General features: G+C 64.8%; 22 protein-coding genes. 13 read left to right on the top strand and 9 right to left on the bottom strand.

Annotated elements, in window-relative coordinates:
* Nucleotides 1-1,004 (bottom strand): cbb3-type cytochrome c oxidase subunit I (locus tag E8F06_RS02700; RefSeq protein ID WP_280363940.1); only part of this gene is annotated, 1,004 nt, incomplete at its 3' end.
* Between the two features lie 108 nt (nt 1,005-1,112).
* Here E8F06_RS02700 and E8F06_RS02695 point away from each other — a divergent pair.
* Nucleotides 1,113-1,730 carry an alpha/beta family hydrolase gene (locus E8F06_RS02695; protein WP_280363938.1) on the top strand — a complete coding sequence of 206 codons (618 nt, stop codon included), beginning with the start codon at nt 1,113-1,115 and terminating at the stop codon, nt 1,728-1,730.
* Between the two features lie 7 nt (nt 1,731-1,737).
* Here the strand turns inward: E8F06_RS02695 and E8F06_RS02690 are convergent, their stop codons facing one another.
* Nucleotides 1,738-2,214, bottom strand: a complete 477-nt coding sequence (locus E8F06_RS02690; RefSeq protein WP_190829889.1) for an Lrp/AsnC family transcriptional regulator — start codon at nt 2,212-2,214, stop codon at nt 1,738-1,740.
* Between the two features lie 131 nt (nt 2,215-2,345).
* Here E8F06_RS02690 and kynB point away from each other — a divergent pair, with 131 nt between their 5' ends.
* The 4 genes from kynB (at nt 2,346) to E8F06_RS02670 (ending at nt 7,089) form a co-directional block, all read left to right on the top strand.
* Nucleotides 2,346-2,987: an arylformamidase gene (gene kynB / locus E8F06_RS02685; protein ID WP_280363933.1), complete on the top strand. Its 642-nt coding sequence runs from the start codon at nt 2,346-2,348 to the stop codon at nt 2,985-2,987.
* A gap of 9 nt (nt 2,988-2,996) precedes the next feature.
* Nucleotides 2,997-4,247: a kynureninase gene (gene kynU / locus E8F06_RS02680; protein ID WP_280363931.1), complete on the top strand. Its 1,251-nt coding sequence runs from the start codon at nt 2,997-2,999 to the stop codon at nt 4,245-4,247.
* Nucleotides 4,248-4,334: 87 nt separating this feature from the next.
* Nucleotides 4,335-5,648 carry an OprD family porin gene (locus tag E8F06_RS02675; protein ID WP_280363929.1) on the top strand — a complete coding sequence of 438 codons (1,314 nt, stop codon included), beginning with the start codon at nt 4,335-4,337 and terminating at the stop codon, nt 5,646-5,648.
* A gap of 34 nt (nt 5,649-5,682) precedes the next feature.
* Nucleotides 5,683-7,089, top strand: a complete 1,407-nt coding sequence (locus E8F06_RS02670; RefSeq protein ID WP_280363927.1) for an amino acid permease — start codon at nt 5,683-5,685, stop codon at nt 7,087-7,089.
* 79 nt (nt 7,090-7,168) lie between these two features.
* On the opposite strand, the gene E8F06_RS02665 is transcribed toward E8F06_RS02670, so the two are convergent.
* Both E8F06_RS02665 and acnA read right to left on the bottom strand, forming a co-directional pair.
* Complete coding sequence (locus E8F06_RS02665) at nt 7,169-8,734, bottom strand: PAS domain-containing methyl-accepting chemotaxis protein (protein ID WP_280363926.1); 1,566 nt, start codon at nt 8,732-8,734, stop codon at nt 7,169-7,171.
* Between the two features lie 239 nt (nt 8,735-8,973).
* On the bottom strand, nt 8,974-11,664 hold the full coding sequence (gene acnA / locus E8F06_RS02660) for an aconitate hydratase AcnA (protein WP_280363924.1): 2,691 nt from the start codon (nt 11,662-11,664) through the stop codon (nt 8,974-8,976).
* 215 nt (nt 11,665-11,879) lie between these two features.
* On the opposite strand from acnA, the gene rlmM reads away from it, so the two are divergent.
* Nucleotides 11,880-12,929, top strand: coding sequence for a 23S rRNA (cytidine(2498)-2'-O)-methyltransferase RlmM (gene rlmM, locus E8F06_RS02655; protein WP_280363922.1), 1,050 nt, complete (start codon nt 11,880-11,882; stop codon nt 12,927-12,929).
* 118 nt (nt 12,930-13,047) lie between these two features.
* Here the strand turns inward: rlmM and E8F06_RS02650 are convergent, their stop codons facing one another.
* Together E8F06_RS02650 and E8F06_RS02645 are read right to left on the bottom strand one after the other, a co-directional pair.
* Nucleotides 13,048-13,215, bottom strand: a complete 168-nt coding sequence (locus E8F06_RS02650) for a hypothetical protein (protein WP_280363920.1) — start codon at nt 13,213-13,215, stop codon at nt 13,048-13,050.
* 38 nt (nt 13,216-13,253) lie between these two features.
* Complete coding sequence (locus E8F06_RS02645) at nt 13,254-14,798, bottom strand: alpha/beta fold hydrolase (RefSeq protein WP_280363917.1); 1,545 nt, start codon at nt 14,796-14,798, stop codon at nt 13,254-13,256.
* 167 nt (nt 14,799-14,965) lie between these two features.
* On the opposite strand from E8F06_RS02645, the gene tusA reads away from it, so the two are divergent.
* Together tusA and E8F06_RS02635 are read left to right on the top strand one after the other, a co-directional pair.
* Nucleotides 14,966-15,205, top strand: coding sequence for a sulfurtransferase TusA (gene tusA, locus E8F06_RS02640; protein ID WP_077526325.1), 240 nt, complete (start codon nt 14,966-14,968; stop codon nt 15,203-15,205).
* Nucleotides 15,205-15,660: a gamma-glutamylcyclotransferase gene (locus E8F06_RS02635; protein WP_280363914.1), complete on the top strand. Its 456-nt coding sequence runs from the start codon at nt 15,205-15,207 to the stop codon at nt 15,658-15,660. The genes tusA and E8F06_RS02635 overlap by 1 nt, the downstream gene beginning before the upstream one ends.
* 49 nt (nt 15,661-15,709) lie before the next feature.
* Here E8F06_RS02635 and E8F06_RS02630 read toward each other — a convergent pair whose 3' ends face one another.
* Nucleotides 15,710-17,092 carry an MATE family efflux transporter gene (locus E8F06_RS02630; RefSeq protein ID WP_280363913.1) on the bottom strand — a complete coding sequence of 461 codons (1,383 nt, stop codon included), beginning with the start codon at nt 17,090-17,092 and terminating at the stop codon, nt 15,710-15,712.
* Nucleotides 17,093-17,361: 269 nt separating this feature from the next.
* Here E8F06_RS02630 and pdxB point away from each other — a divergent pair, with 269 nt between their 5' ends.
* Nucleotides 17,362-18,504, top strand: a complete 1,143-nt coding sequence (gene pdxB, locus E8F06_RS02625; RefSeq protein ID WP_280363910.1) for a 4-phosphoerythronate dehydrogenase PdxB — start codon at nt 17,362-17,364, stop codon at nt 18,502-18,504.
* Between the two features lie 34 nt (nt 18,505-18,538).
* On the opposite strand, the gene E8F06_RS02620 is transcribed toward pdxB, so the two are convergent.
* On the bottom strand, nt 18,539-18,715 hold the full coding sequence (locus tag E8F06_RS02620; protein ID WP_280363908.1) for a PA1571 family protein: 177 nt from the start codon (nt 18,713-18,715) through the stop codon (nt 18,539-18,541).
* Between the two features lie 191 nt (nt 18,716-18,906).
* On the opposite strand from E8F06_RS02620, the gene E8F06_RS02615 reads away from it, so the two are divergent.
* The 4 genes from E8F06_RS02615 to E8F06_RS02600 all read left to right on the top strand — a co-directional run bounded on the left by E8F06_RS02615 (nt 18,907) and on the right by E8F06_RS02600 (nt 22,733).
* Nucleotides 18,907-20,034, top strand: a complete 1,128-nt coding sequence (locus E8F06_RS02615; RefSeq protein ID WP_280363905.1) for an ATP-NAD kinase family protein — start codon at nt 18,907-18,909, stop codon at nt 20,032-20,034.
* 71 nt (nt 20,035-20,105) lie between these two features.
* A complete protein-coding gene (locus E8F06_RS02610; RefSeq protein ID WP_271471385.1) occupies nt 20,106-20,546 on the top strand; it encodes a thiol-disulfide oxidoreductase DCC family protein in 441 nt (146 codons plus the stop codon).
* Nucleotides 20,533-20,943 (top strand): DoxX-like family protein, encoded by a 411-nt coding sequence (locus E8F06_RS02605; RefSeq protein WP_280363900.1) that lies wholly within the window; start codon nt 20,533-20,535, stop codon nt 20,941-20,943. Before E8F06_RS02610 ends, E8F06_RS02605 begins: the two co-directional genes overlap by 14 nt.
* Nucleotides 20,944-20,951: 8 nt before the next feature.
* On the top strand, nt 20,952-22,733 hold the full coding sequence (locus E8F06_RS02600; RefSeq protein ID WP_280363898.1) for an ABC transporter transmembrane domain-containing protein: 1,782 nt from the start codon (nt 20,952-20,954) through the stop codon (nt 22,731-22,733).
* A gap of 70 nt (nt 22,734-22,803) precedes the next feature.
* Here E8F06_RS02600 and rne read toward each other — a convergent pair whose 3' ends face one another.
* Nucleotides 22,804-25,902 (bottom strand): ribonuclease E, encoded by a 3,099-nt coding sequence (gene rne / locus E8F06_RS02595; RefSeq protein WP_280363895.1) that lies wholly within the window; start codon nt 25,900-25,902, stop codon nt 22,804-22,806.
* Between the last annotated feature and the right edge of the window lie 282 nt (nt 25,903-26,184).

Genomic DNA, 26,184 nt, shown 5'->3' with positions numbered 1-26,184 from the left:
AGGGCGTTGACGGTCTTGATGGCCATCATCGGGCCTTCGAAGGTGGACATGCCGTAGAAGGCCAGGGAAACCACCAGGAAGCGCAGGATGGGGTCGGAACGCAGCTTATGCCAGGCGCCGGACAGGCTCATCATGCCGTTGATCATGCCACCCCAGCTCGGAGCCAGCAGGATCAGGGACATGGCCATGCCGAGGGACTGGGCCCAGTCCGGCAGAGCGGTGTAGTGCAGGTGGTGCGGACCGGCCCAGATGTACAGGGTGATCAGCGCCCAGAAGTGCACGATGGACAGCCGGTAGGAATACACCGGTCGCTCGGCTTGCTTCGGAACGAAGTAGTACATCATCCCGAGGAAGCCGGCGGTGAGGAAGAAACCGACCGCGTTGTGGCCGTACCACCATTGGATCATGGCGTCGGTGGCGCCGGAGTAGAGGGAATAGGACTTGGTCAGGGTGACCGGGATCTCCAGGTTGTTCACCAGGTGGAGGATCGCAACGGTCAGGATGAAGCCACCGAAGAACCAGTTGCCCACATAGATGTGCTTGGTCTTGCGCTTGGCCACTGTCCCAAAGAAGACGATGGCGTAGCTAACCCAGACAATGGTGATCAGTATGTCGATCGGCCACTCCAGCTCGGCGTATTCTTTCGAACTGGTCCAGCCCATGGGCAGGCTGATGGCGGCCAGCACGATGACCAGCTGCCAGCCCCAGAAAGTGAAGGCCGCGAGCTTGTCGGAGATCAGGCGGGTCTGGCAGGTGCGCTGCACTGCGTAGTAGCTGGTGGCGAACAGTGCGCATCCGCCGAAGGCGAAGATCACTGCGTTGGTGTGCAGCGGGCGAAGTCGGCCGAAGCTCGTCCAGGGAAGGTTGAAGTTGAGTTCCGGCCAGGCCAGTTGTGCGGCAATGAGAACGCCGAGCCCCATCCCGACGATTCCCCACACCACCGTCATGATGGCGAACTGGCGGACCACCTTGTAGTTATAGGCGGTACTGCTTGCTGTGCTCATGTTATGGGCTTCCGTCCACGGTTTTTAGATAGCGCGGCAAGCATGGTGAAAGCCCATTTGGTGGCTATTGATCTGGATCAATCGCCCACTATCGACGGAGAAGTCTGAATGCTGCTGTGGAGTAGGCCTGTAGGCCCGGTTTCGTACACCCTCATCCTCGCCCATGGTGCGGGTGCGCCGATGGATAGCCCCTTCATGGACGACATCGCGCAAAGGCTCGCCGCTCGTGGCATTGCCGTGGCTCGTTTCGAGTTCCCTTACATGGCTGCCCGTCGGGAGGATGGTCGTCGCCGTCCACCCAATCCCCAAGCCCAGTTGCTGGGCTGCTGGCGGGAGATTCATGCCCTGGTGCGACAGCAGGTCACAGGACCGTTGGCCATCGGTGGCAAGTCCATGGGCGGGCGCATGGCCAGCCTGCTGGCCGATGAGCTGGGCGCTGATGCGCTGGTCTGCCTGGGATATCCCTTCCACGCCGTGGGCAAGGCGGACAAGCCTCGGGTCGCTCACCTGGCGGACCTGAAGACACCGACCCTGATCGTCCAGGGCGAGCGCGATCCCATGGGGGACCGCCTGACGGTGGTGGGTTACAGCCTGTCGGATGCCATTCGCGTGCAATGGCTGGTGGCGGGGGACCACGACCTGAAACCGCTCAAGGCATCAGGTTTCAGCCATGAACAGCACCTGGATGCCGCGGCGGACGCCGTGGCCGTATTTCTGGCGGGCTGAGTCCTGCCTACTTGCGGGCTACGAGCAGGTCCAGCACACCACCACCGTCCTTGATGGTCTGCAGGATGATCTCGGAGCGGATATCGGTGACGCCATTGGCGCGGTTCAGCCGGTTCACGATGAAATCGGAGAACTGCTTCAGGTTGCGCACCTGGACCCGCAGTACGTAGTTGCTGTGCCCGGTGACGATGTAGGCGGCAATCACTTCGGGCCAGCCCTGTACCTTCTGGACGAAGCGTTCATGCCAGCCTTCCTCGTCTTGACGCATGGAAACATGGACCAGCGCTTCCAGCTCGACACCCAGGCGCTCGGCATCCAGTACCGGGCGGTAGCCGCGGATGATGCCTTCGTCCTCCAGGTTGCGTAGCCGGCGCAGGCAGGCCGAAGGCGATAGCGCGACCTTCTCTGCAAGCTCCTGATTGCTGATGCGCCCGTTCTGCTGCAGGCAGAGCAGAATGCGCAGGTCGGTGGTGTCCAGGTTCAATTGAAGAATCTTCTGTTACTAATAGTTTTGGCAGAATTATCTGCGAATAAATGGTGTGAGTGGCGCAAAGATAGCACGAAAATTCGATAGACCTTGCAGCATGATTTTCTCGCTTGAAGAGGAGAACGAACATGCACGACGGCAAGGTCCTGTGGGACATCAGCCCGCCGCTGGACAGCAGTACCCCTACCTGGCCGGGCGACACGCCTTTCCAGGAGGAGCGCTGCTGGCGGATAGACGAACACTGCCCGGTCAATGTCGGGCGTATCACGTTGTCGCCCCACACAGGCGCCCATGCCGACGCGCCGCTGCACTACGACGCTTCTGGTGCGGCCATCGGAGCCGTGGATCTCGAGGTTTACCTCGGTCCTTGCCGGGTCATCCATTGCCTGGATGCCGGGCCGTACGTGCGGCCCGAACAGCTGGTAGCGCACCTTGACGGGGTGCCGCCCCGAGTACTGATCCGCACCTGGCGCCAGTCGCCCCTGGATGCCTGGCCTGAGCACTTCGCCGCCATCCACCCCGACTGCATCGAGCTCATGGCCCATCACGGCGTGATGCTGGTGGGCACTGACACGCCCTCCCTGGACCCGCAGGACAGCAAGAGCCTCGACGCCCACCGCGCGGTGGCACGTCAGCGCATGGCCATCCTCGAAGGCTTGTTGCTGGATGAGGTGCCACCCGGCGACTACGAACTGATCGCCCTCCCTCTCAAGTTCACCCATCTCGATGCCAGCCCGGTTCGTGCCGTGCTGCGTCGTCACTCGAATTAGGAAATGACCATGACAACAAGAGAAGACTGCCTGGCCCTCGATGCCCGCGATCCGCTGGCCGCGTTGCGCGAGGGCTTCGCCCTGCCCGAGGAGGTGATCTACCTGGATGGCAACTCCCTTGGCGCTCGCCCGGTGGCGGCCCTGGAGCGCGCCCGGCAAGTGCTGGCGCAGGAGTGGGGTGAAGATTTGATCGGTAGTTGGAACAGCGCCGGCTGGCGTGGCCTGCCAGAGCGCCTGGGCAACAAGCTGGCTCCGCTGATCGGCGCTGGCGAGGACGAAGTGGTGATCACCGATACCACGTCCATCAACCTCTTCAAGGTGCTGGTAGCCGCCCTGCGCGTGCAGGCCGGACGCGATCCGTCGCGCAAGGTAATCGTCACCGAGACCAGCAACTTCCCGACCGACATCTACATGGTCGAAGGCCTGGCCGACATGCTGCAGCAGGGTTACAGCCTGCGCCTCGTGGACCGTCCGGAGGACCTGCCGGCGGCCATCGGCAATGACACCGCCGTGGTGATGATCACCCAGGTGAACTACAAGACCGGCTACCTGCACGACATGGCCGCGCTCACCGCGCTGGCCCACGAGTGCGGCGCGCTGACCATCTGGGACCTCTGCCACTCTGCCGGCGCGGTTCCCGTCGACCTCAAGGCTGCAGGTGCCGACTACGCCATCGGCTGTACCTACAAGTACCTGAACGGCGGCCCCGGTTCGCCGGCATTCGTCTGGGTTTCCCCGGCGCTGAGGGAGCTTGTCTGGCAGCCGCTTTCCGGCTGGTGGGGGCATGCCCGCCAGTTCGGCATGGAGCCCCGTTACGAGCCGGCGCCCGGTATCGGCCGCTACCTTTGCGGGACCCAGCCCGTCACGTCCCTGGCCCTGGTCGAGTGCGGCCTGGATAGCTTCGCCAAGACCGATATGGCTGCCCTGAGGCAGAAGTCCCTGGCCCTGACCGATCTCTTCATCGAGCGAGTCCAGGCCCGCTGTGCAGGGCATCCGCTGACCCTGGTGACGCCGCTGGAACATGCCCGTCGCGGCAGCCACGTGAGCTTCGAGCACCCCGAGGGCTACGCGGTCATCCAGGCGCTGATCGACCGGGGCGTAATCGGTGACTACCGCGAGCCGCGAATCATGCGTTTCGGTTTCACGCCGCTCTACACCCGCTTCGTCGATGTCTGGGATGCCGCTGAAGTCCTCGGCGAAGTGCTCGACAGTGGCGTCTGGCGCGAAGAGCGCTTCATGACCCGCAAACAAGTGACCTGATCCAGAACCACAAGCCCCTTGCCCGGGCGCCATCCCCAGGGATGTCGCCCAGCCTCGACCCCATAAACACAAAAATAGGTTGAATCCATGAAGCTGAATCCGTCGTCGGCGTGCCTGCTGTTGCTCGGTGCCTTTAGCCCCCACCTGATGGCCGGGGAGGCCGAAGGTGGCTTTTTCGACGACAGTCGCCTGGTCCTTACCCAGCGCAACTTCTACTTCCATCGCAACATCCTGAATAACCCGGGTGGGCAGAACTACCGTGAGGAGTGGGCCCACGGAATGATCCTGGACTACAGCTCCGGCTTTACCCAGGGCACCGTCGGTTTCGGCATCGATGCCTACGCGAACCTCGGTCTGAAGCTCGACAGCAGCCGCGCTCGCACCGGCACCGACCTGCTTCCAGTGGATTCCGAAGGGCAACCCGAGGACGAGTACTCGGAAGTGGGCGCTGCGGTGAAAGTTCGCGCCTCACGCAGCGAGCTGAAGTACGGCAGCCAGGCCCCCATGAACCCGGTGTTTGGTACGGGCAACGCGCGTTTGTTCACTCCCATGGCCATCGGTATCTCCCTCAACAGTCGGGAGGTCGATGATCTGCTGGTGGATGCCGGCCACTTCACCGCGGGCAATGACGGCAATTCCACCAACTCCGACGGGGCGCTCAAGGCGCTCTATGCCCAAGTGGAAACGCGTCGGGTCGATTACGCAGGGCTCAACTGGACGCCCTCCAATGGCACCAGCCTCTCCGCCTACGCCTCGCGCTTCGAGGACATCTGGCGGCAGTACTACGCCAGTGCCAGTCAGCGCCTGGACCTCGACCAGGGCCGGGCCCTGACGTTCGACCTGAATCTCTACCGCACCCTCGACCAGGGCCAGCAGCGTGCAGGTGAGATCGACAACACCACCTGGTCCCTGTCCGGACGCTACAGCCAGGGCCCCCACGCATTGACCCTGGCCTACCAGCGGGTGCATGGCGACGAGCCATTCGACTACCTGGGCTTCGACCGCCAACCGGGCACCTCGATCTTCCTCGCCAACTCGGTGCAGGTGCTCGACTTCAATGCCCCCAACGAACGCTCCTGGCAGCTGCGCTACGACTTGGACCTGGCAGCCTTCGGCGTGCCCGGCCTCAGCTTCATGACCCGTTACATCCGTGGCGACCACATCGACGACAGCCATTACCGGGGCGGCCCGAACGGCGCTTATGGCCGCTATGGCGACGATGGCAAGCGCTGGGAGCGCGATATCGAGATGCGCTATGTGGTGCAGTCCGGTCCGGCGAAGGACCTCTCGCTCCGCCTGCGCCAGGCCAGTATCCGCTCCACCGAAGAGGTGGCCCGTGCCGATACCGCGGACAACAACGAAGTGCGGGTGATAGTCGAGTACCCGCTGCAACTGCTCTGACGCCTGCCACAACGACAAGACATACGAGGCACACATGACCAACAAGACTGGATTCGCCGCGATCGCGGCTCGTGAGCAGGGGCTCAAGCGCCAGCTCACTTCGGCGCAGATGAGCATGATCGCCATCGGTGGCGCCATCGGCACCGGGCTCTTCATGGGCAGCAGCTTCGCCATCGGCTTCGCCGGGCCGGGCGTGCTCATCAGCTATTCCATCGGTGCGCTCATCGCGTTGTTGCTGATGGGCTGCCTGGCGGAAATGACCGTGGCCCATCCCACCTCCGGCTCTTTCGGCGCCTACGCCGAGTACTACGTTGGCCCGATGGCCGGCTTCCTGGTGCGCTATGCCTACTGGGCGGCCATCGTCCTGGCGGTAGGCACCGAAGTCACCGCCATCGCCCTGTATATGAAGTACTGGTTCCCCGAGGTGGCGGGCTGGGTGTGGATCCTGCTGTTCTCCTCGGTGCTGATCCTGACCAACGCCATCAGCGTGAAGGCGTTCGGCCATTTCGAGTACTGGTTCTCGGCGATCAAGATCAGCGCCATCCTCGCCTTCATCCTGCTGGGCGCCTGGCTGGTGTTCGGTGGCCAGCACCCGGAGTACGGATTTCACCATTACGTCGAACATGGCGGCTTCCTGCCCCATGGTCTGTCGGGTGTCTGGGTTGCCGTCATCATCGCCATCTTCAGCTACCTGAGCATCGAGATGATCGCGGTGGCGGCCGGCGAGGCGGAGCAACCGGAGGTGGCGGTGAAGAATGCCTTCCGCGTGACCATGGTGAGGCTGGTGGTTTTCTACATCTTCACCCTGGCGCTGATCCTCGCCATGGTGCCCTGGGACCAGTCGGGGAAGGGCGCCCAGAGTCCCTTCGTCATCGTGATGGAGCAGGTGGGCATCCCCGGTGCCACGGGCCTGATCAACTTCGTGATCCTGGTGGCTGCGCTCTCGGCGATGAACAGCCAACTCTACACCACGACGCGGATGATGTTCAGCCTCTCCCGCGCGGGGCACGCGCCAAAGGCCATGGGCCGGCTGAGCAGTGCTGGCGTGCCGCTGAACGCCCTGGCGATGTCCTGTACCGGTATCGCCCTGGCGACCCTGGTCAACCTGGCGTTCCCCGAAGAGTCCTTCATGCTGATGATGGCCATTTCCATCTTCGGCGCGCTCTTCGCCTGGATGATGATCTTCTTCACCCACTATCGTTTCCGCCGCTACCACGAACGCCGCGGCAGTGCGCGACTGTCCTTCCGCATGTGGGGCTTCCCCTGGGCGACCCTGTTGGGTCTGGGGTTGATGCTGGCGATTCTGGTGACCACCGCCTTCGTACCGGCCTTCCGCATGACCCTGGTGTTCGGCGTGCCTTTCCTTGCATTGCTGGCGCTGGCCTACCAGCTGTATTTCCGCCAGGGCTCGGAAGTGGTCCGGGAAGGGCAGGAGGCGTAATGGTCGTTGTGGGCCCCCGGAGCGGTCCACACGCAGAAAGAAAAAGGGCGCCTCTCGGCGCCCTTTTTCATGGGTGGAGTCAGCGGTTGAACCGGTCCACCAGGGAATATTGCCCCTGAGCGGTGTGGGTCAGTTCTTCGCTAAGCAGTGCCGTGCGCTGGGCTTCGCCAGACGTCTGGTCTGCCAGGTGGGCGATGCTGCTGATGCTCTGGTTGATCTGCTCGGCCACCGCGCTCTGTTCTTCGGTTGCGGCGGCGATCTGGTCAGCCATGTCGGCGATGTTGGCCACCGCCTCGCTGATGCCCACCAGCGCCTGGTCGGCCTGGAGCACGCGCTCGACGCCTTCGTCCGCCTGGCGACGACCATGCTCCATGGTGTGCACGGCTTCCTCGGCGGTCTTCTGCAGTTGGGCGATCAACTGATGGATCTGCCCGGTGGATTCGGCCGTGCGCTGGGCGAGCTGGCGCACTTCGTCGGCGACCACGGCAAAGCCACGGCCCATTTCGCCTGCCCGAGCAGCCTCGATCGCGGCGTTGAGCGCCAGCAGGTTGGTCTGGTCGGCGATGCCTTTGATGACATCCACCACGCCGCCGATCTCGTTGCTGTCCTGGGCCAGGCGCGTGACGGTTTCGCCGGTCTCACCCACGGACTGGGAAAGGCGCTGGATGGCTTCGCGGGTTTCGGCGGCGATGTTGCGGCCCTGGCTGGTCAGGCGGTTGGCTTCCTGGGTGGCATCGGCAGTGCGCTGCACGTTGTTGGCCACTTCCTGGGTCGTGGCGGCCATCTGGTTCACCGCGGCAGCCACTTGTTCGGTTTCCACGCGTTGGCGCTCCAGGCCGTCGGAGCTGTTATGCGCCAGTACATCGGCCTGACGGGCCTGCTGGGTCAGGTGCTCAGCGGTGTCCTGCAGACGGGTCAGGCAGGTCTTCAGCCGCGCTTCCTGGCTGAGCATGGCCATTTCCAGGCGTGCCTGCACACCACGGCTGTCGGTGTACATCTGCGCGATAAGCGGATCGGAGGTGGTCTGCTCGGCCAGTCGCAGCAGGCGCTTGATGCCGCGGTTCTGCCAGGCCAGGCCGGTCAGTCCGAGCGGCACGGAAAGCACGGCGGCAAGGAGGAAGCCCCAGTGGGAGTTCAGCCAGGCACCGATGAGGAAACCGATCTGGCTGATGAGAATGAACGGCAGCCAGTCCTGCACCACCGGCAGCCACTTGTCGCGGCTGGGGATGGCAGCCTTGCCGGTATTGATGCGCTGGTAGAGGGCTTCGGCGCGGCGGATCTGCTCGGCGGTCGGCTTGACGCGCACCGACTCGTAGCCGGTGACCTGGCTGCCTTCGAAGATGGGCGTGACGTAGGCATTCACCCAGTAATGGTCGCCGTTCTTGCTGCGGTTTTTCACCACACCCATCCACGGACGGCCCTTCTTCAGGGTCGACCACATGTGGGCGAACACGGCGGGTGGTACGTCAGGGTGGCGGACCAGATTGTGGGGCGAACGAACCAGCTCGTCGCGGCTGTAGCCGCTGATGTCGATGAAGGCTTCGTTGGCGTAGGTGATGACGCCTTTGCTGTCCGTGGTAGAGATCAGGCGTTGCTCGGCGGGGAAGCTACGCTCCCGCTGGGTGACAGGTTGGTTGTTTCTCATTGGTATCCATCCGCAAGGCTTACAGCATCTATCGGCATCCAGGCGCCAAGGTTGAGCCTTTTTTTGGGGGCGCCAGTGTACTCGGATTTCAGCCTTGTCCGTTCGATGGCCCGCAGTGGAGTGGTTCGATTACCGGCCGGGCCGGGCCGGTGGCGTGACGGGCATCGGCGAGGGACTGCAGCGCCCCGAGTATCGATACACCCCGGGGCATTGCAGGCACGGCGCGCGCCGGGTGTGCTTTAGCCGGCCAGCAACTGCCGTAGCACGTAGTGGAGGATGCCGCCGGCCTTGAAGTACTCGACCTCGTTCTGGGTGTCGATTCGACACAGCAGCTCGGCCTTGTCCTTCGAGCCGTCCTCGCGGGTGATTTCCAGGTGCAGGGTCATCTGCGGACGCAGGCTGGCGCCATCCAGGCCGAGGATGCCCAGGGTTTCCCGGCCGGTCAGGTTGAGGCTCTTGCGGTCTTCGCCGTCCTTGAACTGCAGCGGCAACACGCCCATGCCGACCAGGTTGGAACGGTGGATGCGCTCGAAACTTTCGGCGATCACCGCCTTGACCCCCAGCAGGTTGGTGCCCTTGGCTGCCCAGTCGCGGGACGAGCCGGTGCCGTATTCCTTGCCGGCGATCACCACCAGCGGGGTGCCCTCGGCCTGGTAGCGCATGGCGGCGTCGTAGATGGCCAGCTTCTCACTGCTGGGAACATGCAGCGTGTTGCCGCCTTCCTCGCCGCCGAGCATCTCGTTGCGGATGCGGATGTTGGCGAAGGTGCCGCGCATCATCACTTCATGGTTGCCCCGCCGCGAGCCATAGGAGTTGAAGTCCGCCGGGGCCACGCCGTGTTCGCGCAGGTAGCGTCCGGCGGGGCTGTCGGCCTTGATGTTGCCGGCCGGGGAGATGTGGTCGGTGGTCACCGAATCGCCCAGCAGGGCCAGGATGCGTGCCTGGCGAACGTCCTCGACCTTGGGCGGTGCGCCGGTGATGTCGGCGAAGAAGGGCGGATGCTGGATATAGGTGGAGTCCGCCTGCCACTCATAGGTGTCCGATTCGGGCACCTTGATCGCGCGCCATTTCTCGTCGCCAGCGAAGACTTCGGCGTATTCCTTGCGGAACATCGCGGTGTCCACCTTCTGGATGGCCGCTGCGATTTCCTGCTGGCTCGGCCAGATGTCCTTGAGGTAGACCGGCTGGCCATCCTTGCCCTGGCCCAGGGGCTGGCTGCCGAGGTCCAGGCGCACGCTGCCGGCCAGGGCGTAGGCCACCACCAGGGGCGGGGATGCCAGCCAGTTGGCTTTGACCAGCGGATGCACCCGGCCTTCGAAATTGCGGTTGCCGGAGAGCACCGAGGCCACCGTCAGGTCCGTTTGCTGGATGGCTTTCTCGATGGGGTCGAGCAGGGGGCCGGAATTGCCGATGCAGGTGGTGCAGCCGTAGCCCACGAGGTTGAAGCCGAGCTGGTCCAGATAGGGCGTCAGTCCTGCCGCACGGAAGTACTCGGTCACCACCTTGGAGCCGGGCGCGAGGGAGGACTTCACCCAGGGCTTGCGGGTCAGGCCCTTTTCCACCGCTTTTTTCGCCAGCAGGCCGGCGGCCATCATCACGCTGGGGTTGGAGGTATTGGTGCAGGAGGTGATGGCGGCAATGACCACGGCCCCTTCATCGAGGTCGAAGCTCGCGCCGTCGTCCAGCTTCACTGCGGCACTGCCAGCGCCTGTCGCGCCAGCGGATTTGAGCTGCAGGCCCAGCAAGTCGTCGAAGGCCTTGGGCACCTGGGGCAGCGGCACGCGGTCCTGTGGGCGGCGGGGGCCGGCCAGGCTGGCTTCGACGCTGCCGAGGTCCAGGGACAGGGTGTCGGTGAACACCGGCTCATGGCCGGGCTCGCGCCACAGGCCCTGGACCTTGCTGTAGGCCTCCACCAGTTGCACGGTCTCGTCCGGGCGGCCGGAAAGGCGCAGGTAGCCCAGGGTGATGTCGTCTACCGGGAAGAAGCCGCAAGTAGCACCGTATTCCGGGGCCATATTGGCAATGGTGGCGCGGTCGGCCAGCGGCAGGTCAGCCAGGCCGTCGCCGTAGAACTCGACAAATTTCCCCACCACGCCTTTCTTGCGCAGCATCTGGGTGACGGTTAGCACCAGGTCGGTGGCGGTAATGCCTTCGCGCAGCTTGCCGGTGAGCTTGAAGCCGATGACCTCGGGAATCAGCATCGACACTGGCTGGCCGAGCATGGCGGCCTCCGCTTCGATACCGCCCACGCCCCAGCCAAGTACGCCGAGGCCGTTGATCATGGTGGTGTGGGAATCGGTGCCCACCAGGGTGTCGGGGAAGGCGTAGGTCAGGCCGTCTTCCTCACGGGTCCAGACGGTGCGGCCCAGGTATTCCAGGTTCACCTGGTGGCAGATTCCGGTGCCCGGCGGCACCACGCTGAAGTTGTCGAAGGCCCGCTGACCCCAGCGCAGGAAGGCGTAGCGCTCGCCATTGCGTTGCATCTCGATTTCGACGTTCTGTTCGAAGGCGGATTGGGAGGCGAAGCGATCCACCATCACCGAGTGGTCGATCACCAGGTCCACCGGTGACAGTGGGTTGATCCGCTGCGGGTCGCCGCCGGCTGCCGCAACGGCCGCGCGCATGGCGGCCAGGTCGACCACTGCCGGCACACCGGTGAAGTCCTGCATCAGCACACGGGCGGGACGGTACTGGATTTCGCGATCCGACCGGCGTGGGCCGAGCCAGTCAGCCATGGCCTTGAGGTCAGCGGCGCTGACGGTTTTGTTGTCCTCCCAGCGCAGCAGGTTCTCCAGCAGCACTTTCATCGACATGGGCAGTTTGTCGATCTCGCCCAGCCGCTTGGCGGCTTCGGGCAGGCTGAAGTAGTGGTAGGTGTTGCCGGCGACTTCGAGGCTGCGTCGGCAGTTCAGGCTATCCAGGGAAGGCATCGGGATTTCTCCTTGAGGCCCACACGGCATGGGCCGGCTGCTCGTACGGAAACTGAAAAGCTAGCTCTGGATGGAAGGTCTCGCCATTTCAACCGACCGGCAGGGTGGCGCCGGGTTCCCCTTTTCATGGTGTCCGGCTGTAGGAAATTCCCTTCCAAGCTGTGTGAAAACGGGCGTCGCGCAACTATAGTGCGCGCCCAGGAGGAGCCCATCCGATGAACACCATGCTGTTGCACTGCCGCCCCGGTTTCGAGGGGGAGGTCTGTGCCGAGATTTCCGACCTTGCTGCCCACCTCGATGTGGCCGGCTATGCCAAGGCCAAGCCGAACAGTGCCTGTGCCGAGTTCATTTGCAGCGAGCCCGGCGGCGCCGAGCGGATGATGCGCAAGCTGCGTTTCAACCAGTTGATCTTCCCGCGCCAGTGGGCTCGTGGCGAGTACGTGGAGTTGCCGGAAACCGACCGCATTGGCGTGCTGCTGGAGGCGCTGGCCGACTATCCGGTGTGCGGCAGCCTCTGGCTGGAGGTGCTGGACACCAACGAAGGCAAGGAACTCTCCACCTTCTGCCGCAAGTTCGAAAAGCCCCTGCGCGCCGCCCTGATCAAGGCCGGCAAGCTCAAGGACGACCCCAAGCTGCCGCGCTTGCTGCTGACCTTCCGCAGTGGCCGCGAGGCGTTCGTCGGCCTGGCCGAGTCGAACAACTCGGCGCTCTGGCCCATGGGCATCCCGCGCCTGAAGTTTCCCCGCGAGGCACCAAGCCGTTCCACCCTCAAGCTGGAGGAGGCCTGGCACCACTTCATTCCGCGGGCCGACTGGGACAAGCGCCTGGCGCCGGGCATGACCGCCGTGGACCTGGGCGCCGCGCCGGGCGGCTGGACCTGGCAGCTGGTGCAGCGTGAAATCAAGGTCACCGCCGTCGACAACGGCCCGATGGCCGAGAGCCTGATGTACTCCGGCTTCGTCGAGCACCAGCGTGCCGATGGCTTCACCTTCAAGCCGCGCCGGCCGGTGAACTGGATGGTCTGCGACATCGTCGAGAAGCCTGCGCGTACTGCCGCGATGATCGAAACCTGGCTGGGCGAGGGCTGGTGTCAGGAAGCGGTGGTCAACCTCAAGCTGCCGATGAAGCAGCGCCATGCCGAGGTGCAGAAGCTGCTGGCGCGTATCGATGCAGGGCTGAAGGCCAGGGGACTGAAGGTTTCCATCGCCTGCAAGCAGCTCTATCACGACCGTGAGGAAGTGACCTGCCACCTGCGCAGGTTGTAATCGCGGGAGCTGCAGATCGTTTTCTTGTAGGGGCGAATTCATTCGCCAAGCAGGCCGTAGGTCTGCCCTTCAAGACCTGACAGGGCAGCTGCGCTGCCCTTGGCGAATGAATTCGCCCCTACAGCGACATCCTCTCCACCCAATAGCTCTGTTTGTGCCCCCGCGCCTGGTACTCCGCCATCAGGCGTTCGGCTTCATCGCGGGTCAGCCGATCCCGCAGGACGAACACGTTTCCGTTGTCATCCAGCCGCTTGACGCACCAGCGCTGCACAGGGGAATCCGGCATGGTGTGCCCTCCGGGAAAGCCCCATGCTGCGCCGCATTTCACTGGCTGGCGAGCGGTGGCTCCAGTGACAGCAACGACGGCAGGCTGATCTGGCCCTTGAGTGTCGTCGAGCGTGGACTCCAGGAGCTGTTGAACAGGTACTGGCCACTGAACCCGCTGACCTGCAGGCCCAGTTCATCGCCGGGCTGGAGCAGGGCGCTGGCGGTGGCCAGGTCCACCTGGCGAGCGTTCAGCGGCGTGCTCTGCTCGCTGAGCACCTCGATGCCACCATTGGCGCGGCGTACCGCCAGCGACGCGAACAGCAGTGGCGCATCCTGATCACGGTCCAACTCAAGGCGCGTACTGCCGACCAGGCCGCTGGCCGCTTCGACTTTGCGCAGGGGGATGAAGCTGGACGGGCTGAGCCAGCCGCTGGTGAGCGGGCGGACGCGGGTTTCCGGCAGGGGCTGGGGTGCATCGTCCTGTGGCGGCTGCTGCAGTGCCAGGCCGTGGTCCAGATCGAGGCTGAGGCAGAGGTCCGGCACGCTGTCGGCGGCGCCGGGCCGGCCGCGAAGCTTGTCTTCATACCAGGCGACCACCGCCTGGTAGAGGTTGATGGCACGGTCGCCGCAATGCAGCACCGGCTCGTTGTTGAAGGGCGGCAGGCCGCTCCAACGCTGCAGCGGCGGCGGCAGGATGTGCCCACCCTGCATGCCCAGCAGGCGGACGTCGGCATCGCCCTGATCGAGGCAATCGCGGATGGCCAGGCCCTGGTCGAGGGGGAACAGGGTGTCGCGCAGGCCCTGGATCAGCAGGGCGTCGGCATGTGGCCGCTGCCCGCGCTGGCAGTAGCTGGCGAGGCTGTGGGCCTTGAGTTCGGTCTGTACTTCCGGCGTCATCTCGCCGCCCGCGCTCTTCAGGTAGGGCGCCTGGGTGAACTTGCCCAGGTCATAGCCGGTGGCGAGCCCCAAGCCCAGCAACACGCCGGTCCAGCCCACTTTCATGCGCCCGCCCGGTGCCAGGGCCTCGGACAGGTCATACCAGGTGGCAATGGGCACGATGGCATCAATGCGCGGGTCTTCGGCCGAGGCCAGCAACTGCACGGCGCCGCCGTAGCTCTCGCCGAGCATGCCGACGCGCGGATCGCCAGGGCCGTCCATGGTCAGACGGGGCAGGTGGTCGCCGGCCCAATCGATCACCGCCAGGGCGTCCTGCACTTCGTAGCGCGGGTCCATCATTTCGATATCGCCGTCGCTGCCACCCCAGCCCCGCTGGTCGTAGCTGATTACCCAGAAACCGGCACGCCAGGCCTTGAGCGCGGCACGCCCGGACATCATCTGCTGGCCGTAGAAGCCGTTCGGGCCGGTCACCCGCCAACCTCCCCAGCCGTGGGTGTGGACCACGACAGGAGCCTGCTCCCCTTGTTTGAGGGCGGGTTGGAAGACGGTGGCGGAAAGCCGCGTGCCGTCACGAGCGGTAATGACGGTTTCGAAATGGGTAGCAGGCAGCTCGCGATCGGCGAGGGTGCTGAAGTCGGGCAGCTGTTCGCGGGCGGCACAGCCGTTGAGCAAGAGGAGGGCGAGTAACAGGCTGACGAGGCGCATCGGAGGACCGCTGGCAGGAATGACCGCCTCAGCTTGCCCGAGCGGACGGCGGGAAAGAGCCCATCCAAGGTTGTGCGGCATTGTGGCCAGACGTCGCAGCAAGGGCGACAAGACTGTGCGTCTACCCGGCTTTGCGCCACAATAGCCGGCAGTTTTCGGAGTGCCCCATGTCCCAACAGCCTGATGCCATCCTCGACGCCACCGGCCTGAATTGCCCCGAACCGGTGATGATGCTCCACAACAAGGTGCGCGACCTGCCGGCCGGCGGCCTGCTCAAGGTGATCGCCACCGACCCCTCCACGCGCCGCGACATCCCCAAGTTCTGCGTCTTCCTCGGCCATGAACTGCTGGACCAGTCGGAAGAGGCCGGTACCTACTTCTACTGGATTCGCAAGAAGTCCGACTGATGCCCTTCTACTTCGCCTACGGTTCGAACATGAATCCGGCGCGGATGCGCCATCGTGGCCTGGCTTTCAGCGAAGCCCTCGCCGGGCGCCTGGAGGGTTACGCCCTGTGCTTCGACAAGCGTGCTCACGACCGTCCCGGCCGCTCATACGCCAACATCCGCTACCAGCGGGACGGTGTGGTGGAAGGCGTGCTGTATCGCCTGGCCCATGAAGACGAGATCAGGAAGATGGACCCCTTCGAGGGCACGCCTATCTTCTATAGCCGGGAGCGCATGCCGGTGATGACCGCGCAGGGCGTTCAGCCGGCCTGGGTCTATGTCGCCAATCCGGCTATGCGCGAGGAGGGCCTGTGGCCCACCCGTAGCTACCTGGAGCACCTGTTGGCCGGCCGTGAGTTCCTTTCTTCTGCCTATTGGGAATCCCTGGCGGCAGTGCCCGCCCACGCAGACGAATGAAGCGCAGACTTCGCCAATAAAAAGGGCCGCATCCAGCGGCCCTTTTCCGTTACATCCTGATCCTCGCCCGTGCGCTGCGCGTCAGGCGCACGCTGAGCAGCACCGCGGCGCAGGTCAGACCCACCACCAGGCCCTGCCAGAGCCCCTTGGGTCCGCTCGGTTCGCCCAGCCAGTTGGAGAGGCCCAGGGCGTAGCCCACCGGCAGGCCGATGCCCCAGTAGGCGAATAGCGTGATGATCATGGTCGCGCGGGTGTCCTGGTAGCCACGCAGGGCGCCGGCGGCGGCGACCTGGATGGCGTCGGAGAACTGGAACAGCGCCGAATAGACGATCAGCATGGCTGCCACGGCAATCACCGCAGGATCTGGCGAATACATCTTCGCGATCAGCTCACGGCACAGCAGCATCAGGCTGGCGGACAGGCAGGCATAGGCCAGTGCCACGCCAATGCCGACGCCGGCCGCGAAGCGCGCCGCGCGGGGCTCGCTACGTCCGAGGGCCTGACCAACGCGCACGGTGACGGCCATCGCCAGGGCGTAGGGGATCATGAACACCAGCGCACTGAAGTTCAGGGCGATCTGGTGACCAGCGACCACCGTGGCACCGAGGCCGCCGATCAGCAGGGCGATCACCGCGAAGATGCTCGACTCGGCAAACACCGCGATGCCAATGGGGCCGCCCACCGAGAGCAAACGCTTGATCACCGGCAGTTGCGGCTTGTCGAAGCGTTCGAACAACCGGCTCTGCTTGTAGGCCGGAGCACGGGACACCCAACTCAGCATGCCCAGCAGCATGAACCACATCACAGTGCCACTGGCCCAGCCGCAGCCGACGCCGCCCATGGCGGGCATGCCCAGGTGGCCGTAGATCAGGATGTAGTTCAGCGGAATGTTCAGCAGCAGGCCGCAGATGCCCAGCACCATGCTCGGCCGGGTGCGGCCCAGGCCATCACTGAAGCAGCGAAGCACATAGTAGAGAGCCACGGCGGGGAAGCCGAAGGCGATGCCCTGCAGGTAGCCCATGGCCGGATCGATGAGTTCCGGGTCGACGCCCATCAGCTGCAAAACCGGTCGTGCATTGAGCAGTACCAGCGCGCCGGCCAGGCCCACGACCAGGGCGAGCCACAGGGCCTGGCGAACCAGCGGGCCGATCTCTTCCTGACGGTTGCCGCCGAAGCGCTCGGCCACCTTGGCGGTGGTGGCCAGCAGGGTGCCGGTCATCAGCAGGAATACCGGAATCCAGATGGAGTTGCCGAGCGCTACGGCGGCCAGGTCGCGCGGGCTCACGCGGCCGGCCATCACGGCGTCGACGAATCCCATGGCGGTGTTGGAGAGCTGGGCGACCATGATGGGCATCGCCAGCTTGAGCAGTGCGCGCAGCTCCGCGCTGGCGCGGCTGAAGCGGGATTGAGCGTGGGACACTGAAAGTTCCATATCGATAAGTCATCCTCCGGGCGTACCGGTGGTGTCCATGCAAGAGGTGGCTGAAAGGAATTTGGGGCATTGCCTGGTCGCGACGTGCTCGCGACGGTGCACTGTCCCCGCCTTTGCAGAAGAGGCTGCCGGCGGAACGGGACGTGGAGGCTGAGGGATGGCTAGTCTACGCCCTGACGTAATGGTCAGAAAAGAGGGCGACGGCCCCGTGATGCGGGCGCCCGACGGGGGGATTGCGTAGAATGGCGATCTCTCTGCTGGAGCCTGCCATGCGAATAGTTGCCGACGAAAACATTCCTCTGGTCGATGCCTTTTTCGGCGGCCTGGGCGACATCCGCCGCCTGCCGGGACGCGCCATCGACGCTGCCTCCGTGGCCGACGCCGACCTGCTGCTGGTGCGCTCGGTGACCCGTGTCGATAGCACTCTCCTGGCGGGTACGCCGGTGCGCTTCGTCGGCACCTGCACCATCGGCACCGACCACCTTGATCTCGAATACTTCGCACAGGCCGGCATCGGCTGGTCCAGTGCGCCTGGCTGCAATGCACGCGGCGTGGTGGATTACGTGCTGGGGAGCCTGCTGGTGCTGGCCGAGGACGAGGGCGTGGACCTTGCCTCGCGCACCTTCGGTGTCGTGGGGGCCGGTCAGGTGGGCGGGCGCCTGGTGGATGTGCTGCGTGGCCTCGGCTGGCGGGTGCTGGTCTGCGATCCGCCGCGCCAGGCAGTTGAAGGCGGAGATTACGTCGATCTGGAAACCATTCTCCGCGAGTGCGATGCCATCAGCCTGCACACGCCGCTGGATGCCGGTGGTGACCATCCGACCCGTCACCTGCTGGATGCCAGCCGCCTGGAGCGTCTGCGGCCCGGTGCCTGGCTGGTCAATGCCAGTCGTGGCGCGGTGGTGGACAACCAGGCGCTGCGGGCAGTGCTGGAGCGTCGCACCGACCTGCGTGCGGTGCTGGATGTGTGGGAGGGCGAGCCTCAGGCCGACGTGGCGTTGGCGCACCTGTGCCGCATCGCCACTCCGCACATTGCCGGCTATAGCCTGGACGGCAAGCTGCGTGGTACCGCGCAGGTCTATCAGGCCTGGTGCCGTTTCAGCGGGCAGGCGGAAAGCGTGCAGCTGGACGAGTTGCTGCCCGCGCCCTGGCTGGATGAACTGACCCTGGATGCCGGCACTGACCCGAACTGGGCCCTGGCGACCCTGTGCCGCGCGGTGTATGACCCGCGCCGCGACGATGCGGATTTCCGTCGTAGCCTGCTAGGGGATGAAGGCCAGCGTCGCGCTGCCTTCGATGCCCTGCGCAAGCACTATCCGGTGCGGCGGGAAATCGACGGTCTGCGGGTACGTTTGAAGGGGGATGCGCCGCGCTTGGCGGGAATCGTCCGGGCGCTGGGGGCCGAACTGGTGTAGGAAGCAGCCCGGGATTGCCCCGGGCGCTGGCGTATCAGGCCTGTTTCAGCTCGGATTCCAGTTGCTTGTGCAGCTCCTGGCAGGCGCGCTGGATCATGGTTTCGGTAATCGGAATCTCACGGCCCTGGGCATCGATGATCGCGCCGCCAACCGGGCGGCGTTGCTGCAGCGGGATTACGCGGCGATCGGAAGTGCTGTCGTGCAAGCTCATGGCCTGTCTCCTCTTCAGGTGGTGCGCGCAGTCTAGGAAGGGTAGATGAATACGCGGTGACAGCCGGCGTCAGCATTACGCCGGAAAAACAAAAGACCAGGAAACACTAGCAGTGAATGTGCCAACCGCTAGCGTCCTGGTCCTGATGGGTGGACCCCCTGCGCGGGGCGAGAGTTCAGTTCGAGGTAAGCATGTCCTTGTTCCATATGGGTCTGATCATCAATCCCTTGGCCGGCCTGGGTGGCCCAGCTGCGCTGAAGGGCAGTGACGGTGTTGCCGCAGAGGCCCTTGCCAGAGGCGCTGAGCCTCGGGCGGCCGCCCGCACCCGACTGGCGCTGGAATGTCTGTTGCCGCTTGTCGGGCGTATCCAGTTCCTGACCTTCCCCGGTCCCATGGGCGCCGACTTGCTGACGGAGATGGGCTTCTCCCACAGGGTGCTGGGGCAGCTCGACGGCCCGCTGACGTGCGCCGATGACACCCGTCACGCCGTCGAGGCCCTGCAGGACGCCGGTGTTGCGCTGATTCTCTTCGCCGGTGGCGATGGCACGGCGCGGGATGTCAGTTCCGCCGTGCGTGAAGGGCAGCCGGTACTGGGAATTCCCGCCGGGGTGAAGATCCACTCCGGGGTTTACGCCATCAGTCCGCGCGCGGCCGGTGAACTGGCGCTGCGTCTGGTGGAAGGTGGGTTGGTGCGTCTTGCCAGCGGCGAGGTTCGCGACCTGGACGAAGCCGCCCTGCGCGATGGCAAGGTGGCGGCGCGCTGGTATGGCGAGCTGACGGTCCCCGTGGAAGGCCACTTCATGCAGCACGTCAAACAAGGCGGCATGGAGTCGGAAGAGCTGGTGCTGGTGGATCTGGCTGACTGGCTGAACGACAGCTGGGAAGAGGGCGTGCGTTACGTGTTCGGCCCCGGTTCCACCCTCCACGGGCTGGCGGCCAACCTGGGGCTGGAAACCACGCTGCTGGGGGTCGACGTGATCGAGAACGGCGCGGTGATCGCCCGTGACGTGACCGAGTCCCAGCTTTTCGAGCTGGTGGACGGCCACCCGGCGCGGCTGCTGGTCACCGCCATCGGTGGACAGGGCCACATCATCGGTCGCGGCAACCAGCAGATCAGCCCGCGGGTGTTGCGTGTCATAGGCCTGGATCACATCCGGGTAGTGGCCACCAAACGCAAGCTGGGCACCCTGGAAGGCCGTCCGCTGCTGGTGGACAGTGGCGACCCGGTCCTGGATGAAGCCTTTCCCGACGCAGTACGGGTCTGGGCCGGCTACAAGGAAGAGCTGCTCTATCCCCTGGGCTGGGGCGACCTGGGCTGAGGCCGTTCACCCGCTTGCGGGGAGATCGGCTACCATCGACGACAATTTCCCGAGGTTGCAGGAGCATCGCGATGGATGCCGAGCAATACCCTCCCCATGTCGGCCCCGGAGAGCGCGTCGTGCTCTTCGACGGGGTGTGCAAACTCTGCAATGGCTGGGCGAAGTTCCTGATCCGCCATGACCGGGCGCGAACCATCAAGCTCGCCTCGGTGCAATCGGCGGAAGGGCAGGCGATCCTGCACTGGTTCGGCTTGCCCACCGACAGCTTCGCGACCTTGCTCTATGTCGAGGGGGCCGAGCTGTTCGTCCGCTCCGAGGCCATTGCACGAATCCTGCGCCAGTTGCCGGCGCCCTGGCCGCTGCTGGCGATCTTCCGTTTCCTGCCGCTGGGGTTTCGCGACTGGTGCTATGACCGAGTCGCGCTGAATCGCTACCGTCTCTTCGGCCGATATGACGTCTGTCTGATGCCGTCCCCCGACCATGAGGGGCGCTTCCTGAATGCCGATCGCTGAGTTGCGTCGATTTGCCTTGCTGGCCCGCTGGGGGCTGGCGCTGCTGTTCCTCTACCACGGTCTCGTGCCCAAGCTGCTCTGGCTGAGTGCCGACGAGAAACTGATGATCGCGGCCCACGGGCTGGCCCACGTCGAGCTGGTGGCGACCCTCGCCGGGCTGGCCGAGATCGTCATGGCGCTGATCCTGCTCGTGGTTCGCCAGTCGCGCTGGCCGCTCGTCGTGTCGGCGCTGCTGCTGGCCGGTCTGCTGCTGGACGTGGCGCTGTTCACGCCGGGCCTGCTGATCCAGGCCTTCAATCCCCTGTCCACCAATCTGGTGGCGCTGTGCCTCTGCCTGGTGGGGTGGTGGGCGGAAGCTCCGGTGCGAGGTGGACAATCCCCTGGCCTAGCTGACTGAGACCTTCGATGGCATCTCTCCTTTCCTCTAGGCAGCGTAATGCGCTGCGCATGGCTGCGCGCTTTGTCGCGCCTTACCGCTGGCGAGTGATGGGTGCCCTGTTGGCGCTGCTGTTCACTGCCGCCATTACCCTGTCGATGGGGCAGGGCATCCGTCTACTGGTGGACCAGGGGCTAGCTACCCAGTCAGAAGCGTCGCTGCGGCATTCGATCATGTTGTTCTTCGGCCTGGTGCTGGCCCTGGCGCTGGGTACCTTCACGCGCTTCTACCTAGTCTCGTGGATTGGCGAGCGCTTCGTGGCGGATATCCGCAAGCGCGTGTTCGACCATCTGATCCAGTTGCATCCGGGTTTCTACGAAAGCAATCGCGCGTCGGAAATCCAGTCCAGGCTCACTGCCGACACCACCTTGCTGCAGTCGGTGATCGGCTCCTCGCTGTCCATGGCATTGCGCAACGGCATCATGCTGGTGGGCGGCATCGGCCTGCTGTTCGTCACCAACCCGAAACTGACCGGCATCGTCCTGCTGGCGCTGCCGCTGGTGCTGGCACCCATCCTCCTCTTCGGCCGGCGGGTGCGCCGCCTCTCGCGGCAAAGCCAGGACCGTATCGCCGACGTCGGCAGCTACGTCGGGGAAACCCTGGGGCAGATCAAGACGGTGCAGGCCTACAACCATCAGGCGCAGGATCGCCAGCGTTTTGCTCTTACGGTGGAGGGGGCCTTCGACACCGCGCGCCGGCGTATCACCCAGCGTGCCTGGCTGATCACCCTGGTCATCCTGCTGGTGCTGGGTGCGGTGGGTGTGATGCTCTGGGTCGGCGGTACGGATGTGATCGCCGGGCGCATATCGCCCGGCGACTTGGCGGCCTTCGTCTTCTACAGCCTGATCGTGGGGGCGGCCTTCGGCGCCATCAGCGAGGTGATTGGCGAGCTGCAGAGCGCCGCCGGTGCCGCGGAGCGAATCGCCGAGCTGCTGCAGGCACGAAACGACATTCATGCTCCCGCGCAGGGGCAGGTGTCGCTGCCGGAGCGGGTCAGCGGTCGCATCGAGCTGGACGCAGTGCGCTTCGCCTATCCCGGTCGGCCGGAAGTGAACGCGCTGGACGGAGTCAGCCTGGACGTTCGCCCTGGTGAGACGCTGGCGCTGGTGGGGCCTTCCGGGGCGGGCAAGTCGACGGTCTTCGAGCTGTTGTTGCGCTTCTTCGATCCTCAGGGGGGAAGCATCCAGGTGGAGGGCGTGGAGCTGAAGCAGTTGGAGCCGAGCGATCTTCGTCGCTGCTTTGCGCTGGTTTCGCAGAATCCTGCGCTGTTCTACGGCAGCGTCGAGGACAACATCCGCTACGGTCGTCCCGAGGCCTCTGACGCCGACGTCGAAGCGGCCGCCCGCGCCGCCCATGCCCACGAGTTCATCACCCGCCTGCCGAAGGGTTACCAGACCCATCTGGGAGAGGGTGGCATCGGACTCTCTGGCGGCCAGCGACAGCGCCTGGCCATCGCGCGTGCATTGCTGGTGGACGCGCCCATCCTGCTGCTGGATGAAGCGACCAGCGCCCTGGATGCGGAAAGCGAGCACCTGATCCAACAGGCTCTGCCGGCATTGATGAGTGGGCGCACAACGCTGGTGATCGCCCACCGTCTGGCCACGGTGCAGAACGCTGACCGCATTGCGGTGATGGAGCGGGGCAGGGTGGTGGCGGTCGGTCGTCACGTGCAGCTGGTGGCCAGCAGTCCGCTCTATGCGCGGCTGGCGGAACTGCAGTTCGCGACCCAGGTGGGAGACGAAGTGGAGTAGCGGGCTTCTATATTGCGGGCAAGAAAAAAGGGGATGCCAATGGCATCCCCTTTTTCATTCAGGGCTGGCTTCAGACGACCGGTTTGGTCTCGTCCTTGGCTTCGTCCTTCTCTTCTTCCTCAGCCTTGGTCTCGGCTTCGGCCGGCGCTTGGGCTTCGGTCGCTTCGGCTGCTACTTGCTCAGGCTGTTCAGCCGGAGCTTCCACAACTTGTTCAACAGCTTCCTCGACCTTCTGCTCGGCAGCGACCACTTCCTCTTCCACACCAGCAATAGCGTGGGCGGCAGCGGATACTGGCTCGGCGGCGGCTACGGCTTCAACAGCCTGGGCGGCGCTTGCTTCGGCTTCCTTGGCCAAGCGCTCGGCTTCGCGCTGACGACGACGCACTTCACGCGGGTCGTTGGCGGCGCGGCCAGCGCTGGACGGCGCTTGCGCGGCTTCCTGAGCCTCTGGTGCGGCAACCGGAGCTTCCTCAACAGGAGCTGCGGCAGGGGCCTCTACCACGACTTCGGCGGGTGCTGCTTCAACGACCGGAGCTTCCACCGCAGCCGGGGCTTGCTCTACCACCGGAGCTTGTTCGGCAACCGGGGCGGCTTCAACAACGGTCTCGGCAACCACTGCTTCTGCGGCCGGCACTTCAACGACGGCTTCGGCAGCCGGGGTTTCCACTTGGGCCGGAGCTTCAGCGGTGGCTTCGGCAACCACTTCAGCGGCAACAACAGCGGTGGCGGCTACGGAAGCGGCCTGGACTGCGTCGGCCGGAGCGGCCTGTTCAGCGCCTTCTTCATCCGCGTCCAGCTCTTCGCCATTGGCTTCGCGCTGACGCTCGCGACGGTTGCTGCGACGACGCTGGCCACGGGAGCGGCGACGGGGACGCTCACCATCGGCGCCTTCCTGATCGTCGTCCTGCAGCAGTTCTTCGTTGTTCAGCAGTTCTTCGTCGACCACTTCAGCCTGGGCCACTTCGGCGCGCGGCTGGCGCTCCTCGCGGGGCTGACGCTCTTCACGCGGCTGACGTTCTTCGCGGGCCGGACGCTCAGCGCGCTCGCCACGCTCGCGACGACCTTCCTGGCCTTCGCGGGCTTCACGCGGCTGACGTTCTTCACGCGGCTGGCGCTCTTCGCGGGGTTGACGCTCCTCACGGGGCTGGCGCTCTTCACGCGGTTGACGCTCTTCGCGCGGCTCGCGGGCCTGGCGTTCCTCGCGCGGTTGGCGCTCTTCACGCGGCTGGCGCTCTTCGCGGGCCGGACGCTCAGCGCGCTCGCCGCGTTCGCGACGAGCTTCCTGGCCTTCACGGGCTTCGCGCGGCTGGCGCTCTTCACGCGGCTTGCGATCTTCCTCGCGACGGCCTTCACGACCTTCGCGGCCATCACGGCGGCGGTTCTGCTGGCGGCCGTTGCGACGCTCGTCACCGCGCGGCTGACGCTCGGCGGCAGGCTTCTCGGCTTCGACCTTGGGCTCTTCCTTGCCGGCGAACAGACCCACCAGGGACTTCACCAGGCCTTTGAACAGGCTCGGCTCCGGAGTCGGTGCGGGCGGTGCCAGCGGGGCGGCAGGAATCGGGGCCGGTGCAGGGCGCTCGGGGGATACGGTCTTCACCGCGGCTTCCTGGCGGACCAGAGTGCGGGTGGAGCTGACCTGCTGGACTTCTTCAGCCTCGGCCGGGGTCATTTCGTAGCTGGACTGGTTGCTTTGCACTTCCGGGCTGTCGTCGCGCAGGCGCTGGACTTCGAAGTGCGGGGTTTCCAGGTGGTCGTTCGGCAGGATGACGATGCGCGAACGGCTACGCAGCTCGATCTTGGTGATGCTGTTGCGCTTCTCGTTGAGCAGGAAGGCGGCAACCGGGATCGGCACCTGGGCACGTACTTCGGCGGTGCGGTCCTTGAGGGCTTCTTCCTCGATCAGGCGCAGGATGGCCAGCGACAGGGACTCGACGTCACGGATGATGCCCTGGCCGTCGCAACGGGGGCAGACGATGCCGCTGGTCTCGCCCAGGGACGGACGCAGGCGCTGACGGGACATTTCCAGCAGGCCGAAGCGGGAGATACGGCCGATCTGCACACGGGCGCGGTCGGCTTCCAGGGCTTCGCGGACTTTCTCTTCCACGGCGCGCTGGTTCTTGGCCGGGGTCATGTCGATGAAGTCGATGACGATCAGGCCGCCGATGTCACGCAGGCGTAGCTGGCGGGCGATTTCCTCGGCCGCTTCCAGGTTGGTCTGCAGGGCGGTTTCTTCGATGTCGCCACCTTTGGTCGCGCGCGCCGAGTTGATGTCGATGGACACCAGGGCTTCGGTCGGGTCGATAACGATGGAGCCGCCAGACGGCAGCTTCACTTCACGCTGGAAGGCGGTTTCGATCTGGCTTTCGATCTGGAAGCGATTGAACAGCGGAACGCTGTCCTGGTAGAGCTTGATCTTGCTCTGGTACTGCGGCATCACCTGGCGAATGAAGCTCAGGGCTTCCTCGTGGGCTTCGATGCTGTCGACCAGCACTTCGCCGATGTCCTGGCGCAGGTAGTCGCGGATGGCGCGGATGATGACGTTGCTTTCCTGGTAGATCAGGAACGGGGCGCCACGTTCACCGGAGGCTTCCTTGATGGCGCTCCAGAGTTGCAGCAGGTAGTCCAGGTCCCACTGCAGCTCTTCGCTGGAGCGGCCGAGACCGGCGGTGCGGACGATCAGGCCCATGTCGGCCGGAGCGTTGAGACCGTTCAGCGCTTCGCGCAGTTCGTTGCGCTCTTCGCCTTCGATGCGACGGGAGATGCCGCCGGCGCGGGGGTTGTTCGGCATCAGCACCAGGTAACGACCGGCGAGGCTGATGAAGGTGGTCAGGGCTGCGCCCTTGTTGCCGCGCTCTTCTTTCTCGACCTGGACAATGACTTCCTGGCCTTCGCTGAGCACTTCCTTGATGTTGATGCGGCCTTCAGGGGACTTCTTGAAGTATTCGCGGGAGATTTCTTTCAGGGGCAGGAAGCCGTGGCGCTCAGCGCCGAAGTCGACGAAGGCTGCCTCGAGGCTGGGCTCGATGCGAGTAATTCGGCCTTTGTAGATGTTGGCTTTCTTCTGCTCGCGGGCACCCGATTCGATGTCCAGGTCATACAGGCGTTGGCCGTCGACCAGAGCAACACGCAACTCTTCGGGTTGAGTCGCGTTAATCAGCATTCTTTTCATGTGGTACCAATAGGTTTCCGGGCTGCCGGAAACGGCGATTGGCGCACACGACTCTCGCGGTCGGTGTCAGGTGCGTGTCAGGGGTGGAGGCCACCCCAGTGTCCAGCGATTCCAGCCAAAGGGGCCGGAATCGCGACTACGTCTCCTGCTTGCTGTGTCGTGACAGAAGCACTTGTTCAGGAGGAGGAATCAACGGTCGGTAGCGGACGAAATGAAGCGTCTTGAAACTACGCAGTCCGACGGTTATGCATCTCCACCCTACACTTATCCCTTGAAAATCGG

Source organism: Pseudomonas sp. BN411, from assembly GCF_029871235.1.
In the GTDB taxonomy this organism is placed as follows: Bacteria; Pseudomonadota; Gammaproteobacteria; order Pseudomonadales; family Pseudomonadaceae; genus Metapseudomonas.
This window is presented reverse-complemented; position numbering and strand designations above follow the sequence as displayed.